Genomic DNA, 2,407 nt, shown 5'->3' on the forward strand with positions numbered 1-2,407 from the left:
AACGCCCATACTTATCGGCTGTAAATTTTTAATGATCTTGACTTGCCACTTCGCAGCAGTTGCCGCTTCGTTTCAGTCAGTAGCTGTAATCAGCTTAGCCTCAAATTATATACCGGCTTTTTAAGCCGAGTCAAATAATTTTTGACTTTTTCTCTGCCGGGAGAAGCTTGCCGCCAGCTTCTTGCTGGCAACTGCGTCATCAGCAGAGCCGTGAATCATAGCATCGTTTTTACGCCTCACGAAAAATTTTCAAGCAAAAATCATCTGATGACTGCCGCCGGGGCCACCGACACATTTCACCCATAGACAAAAGGCGGTCTCAGCCTTGGAAGCCCCTTCGGTCAAACGACCTTGACGCGCATTGAGCGGCCACCAACGACTCACCCCTGAAAAGCAAAGCTCTTGAGTCTTGTTCAAAATACGACCAAAGATCAGGCATGCAAGTTCGACTGCTGTCGCGACCCAACACAAACATGAGCGATATGAGCGCCCAGGCCGCACCCATCAAAGCAATGCAGATGCGCAGGCAGAGCAAGGAACAACGACATCACAACCACGGACCCATCCCAAGAAGCCAATAGAGCGATCGACACCCAACCAACAATGGAGCACGCCCGCACTCAAAAAAGTCTTCGCGCAAACGAAAAAGCCCCGAACTTTCGTACGGGGCTTTTATTTATTTGGCTCCTCAACCTGGGCTCGAACCAGGGACCTACGGATTAACAGTCCGGCGCTCTACCAACTGAGCTATTGAGGAATCTAGCCTCGAATTATAGCGTGGTTTTTTTCACTTTTTGATTTCCTGCACTTTTTCATCAATTTTTCTCACCATCGAATCTCAAAATGAGACTGGGCAACTTGACGCCAAGGCATGACCGCAGGCCTGCAGTCTGGAAGCCAACGCTTATCTCCATTATCTCCATCAAGGAAGCCGACAACCCACAGGGTCAAGAGCCAACAAACTCTACCCAAGCCAGCGCACTCATTCATACTGACACTGAAGCCACATCACAGACTAGGTAGCACGCCATGACCCACACCTCGATTGACAAAGACAAAATCAAATTCCTTCTATTAGAAGGCATTCACCCCAGGGCGGCCGAGGTGTTGAAGAGCGCCGGCTACACCCAGATCGAAAGCCTGGCCGGAGCGCTGTCAGACGACGAACTCAAACGCAAAATCGCGACCGCGCATTTTGTTGGCATCCGTTCCCGCACCCAGCTCACGGCAGAGGTGCTGGCCCATGCAACAAAGCTGGCTGCCGTCGGCTGCTTTTGTATAGGGACCAACCAGGTTGACCTGCCGGCTGCGCGCGAACGCGGGATTGCGGTATTCAATGCGCCGTTCTCCAACACCCGATCGGTGGCCGAACTGGTGTTGGCCGAAGCCATCTTGCTGCTGCGGGGCGTACCCGAGAAAAGTGCGGCGGCACACCGCGGCGGCTGGCTTAAGTCGGCCGAGAATGCTTATGAGATACGCGGCAAGACCTTGGGACTGATCGGCTATGGCTCCATAGGCACACAGCTCTCGGTGCTCGCCGAAGCACTTGGCATGCGAGTGGTGTTTTTTGACGTGGTCACCAAGCTGCCGCTGGGCAATGCCCGGCAAGTGGCGCAGTTGACGGACTTGCTGGCTCAGTCGGATGTCGTCAGCCTGCACGTGCCCGAAACGCAGGCCACGCAATGGATGATTGGTGCAGCCGAGATTGCCGCGATGAAACCGGGCAGCGTGCTGATCAACGCCTCACGCGGTACGGTGGTCGAGATTGAGCCGCTGGCCAAGGCCTTGCGCGATAAAAAACTGCTGGGTGCGGCCATCGACGTTTTCCCGGTAGAGCCACGCAGCAACAAGGATTTGTTCGAGTCGCCGTTGCGCGGCCTGGACAACGTGATACTGACGCCGCACGTGGGCGGCTCGACCATGGAGGCGCAGGAAAACATTGGTATTGAAGTGGCAGAGAAGCTGGTGAAGTACAGCGACAACGGCACCTCGACCTCCTCCGTCAACTTCCCCGAGGTGGCGCTGCCCGCCCATCCCGGAAAACACCGGCTGCTGCACATTCACCGCAACGTGCCTGGCGTGCTGTCGGAGATCAACAAGGTGTTCTCGGACAACCGCATCAACATCGCTTCGCAATTTCTGCAGACCAACGAAGCTATCGGTTATGTGGTGATAGACATCGATGCGGCGCACTCCGACATGGCGCTGGCCAAGCTGGCCCAAGTGCCAGGCACGATACGTAGCCGCGTTCTTTTCTGAGGCTCCGTCGATTAACTATCAAATAGATAGCTGTCTACGGCCGCCTTTATTGGGCTAGGAGTCTGCGCGGCAGAAGCCTGAAGTCATCGTTTGGTGAAGTCTGGACGTTAGAGCTTGATGCCTGCCAGCTACCTACCCTACCTGCCGG

Annotated in this window: 1 protein-coding gene and 1 tRNA gene; one reads left to right on the forward strand and one right to left on the reverse strand. The window is 54.9% G+C overall.

Features of this window, described 5'->3' with window-relative positions; genetic code table 11:
- Window positions 1-681: 681 nt before the first annotated feature.
- Window positions 682-757 (reverse strand) — tRNA-Asn (locus tag BM160_RS22020).
- 272 nt (window positions 758-1,029) lie between these two features.
- Between BM160_RS22020 and serA the strand changes: the two genes are divergently transcribed.
- Entirely contained in the window at window positions 1,030-2,259 is a 1,230-nt protein-coding gene (gene serA, locus BM160_RS22025; protein WP_092008279.1) for a phosphoglycerate dehydrogenase, read from the forward strand.
- Window positions 2,260-2,407 lie beyond the last annotated feature (148 nt).

Source organism: Polaromonas sp. OV174 (genome assembly GCF_900112285.1).
Taxonomy (GTDB): Bacteria; Pseudomonadota; Gammaproteobacteria; order Burkholderiales; family Burkholderiaceae_C; genus Polaromonas.

What these genes read in the sequence shown, in the direction of transcription:
- serA (WP_092008279.1), top strand. Translation starts at nt 1,030, where the DNA reads ATGACCCACACCTCGATTGACAAAGACAAAATCAAATTCCTTCTATTA.